The sequence below is a fragment of the Hyphomonas polymorpha PS728 genome (assembly GCF_000685315.1).
GTDB lineage: Bacteria > Pseudomonadota > Alphaproteobacteria > Caulobacterales > Hyphomonadaceae > Hyphomonas > Hyphomonas polymorpha.
This window is the reverse complement of record NZ_ARYM01000068.1, coordinates 1-530: the sequence shown is the minus strand read 5'-3', so window position 1 is coordinate 530 and position 530 is coordinate 1. Positions and strand designations below refer to the sequence as shown.

The 530-nt window shown below is 64.3% G+C and carries 1 pseudogene; it reads right to left on the bottom strand.

The features are described 5' to 3' along the window. A pseudogene (locus HPO_RS20790) lies at positions 1 to 530 on the bottom strand (prohead protease/major capsid protein fusion protein); the annotation flags it as partial.

Here is a 530-nt window from a genome sequence, read left to right as displayed (position 1 = left end):
TCGGCGCGCGTCACGCTCTTGATCTCACCGGACTCGGTGAGTTTCTGAAGGCCGCCCACCTCGCCGATCTGAAGCCGGTTAACCGGCCGGAAGTCTGCCGCCGTGGTTTGACGGCTGATCAGTTTCAGCGGGCTTTGTGCCACTTCGTACGCCGCGCGAAGCGTCCGGTTTCCGGTCGCCGTGAGCAGGTTCGGAAAATCGGACGTGGTATGCATCGCCCGTTCCAGAATGGCTTCACGCGACATGCCGGTGAGCGAAACGCCACGGGCCATGAGGATCGCGCGGGCATCATCTGCCAGCGTGTGGCCCATATACTGACGGGCTTGCTCGGCAGGCGTGGCGCCCGTGATGCGAGCAAACAGAGCATCGGCCAGGTTGCGCGTCAGCGCTTCCGGGCTTTCCGTCTGAGGGCTGGCAACGCGGACGGTTGCTTGACGGGCTTGCATGGCTTCGAGTGCGGCCGCACGGGCCGTCTCGATAGTTGCTTCTGCGTCGATTAGCGGGTTCGCCCAGGCGGCATCAAGGCCGGA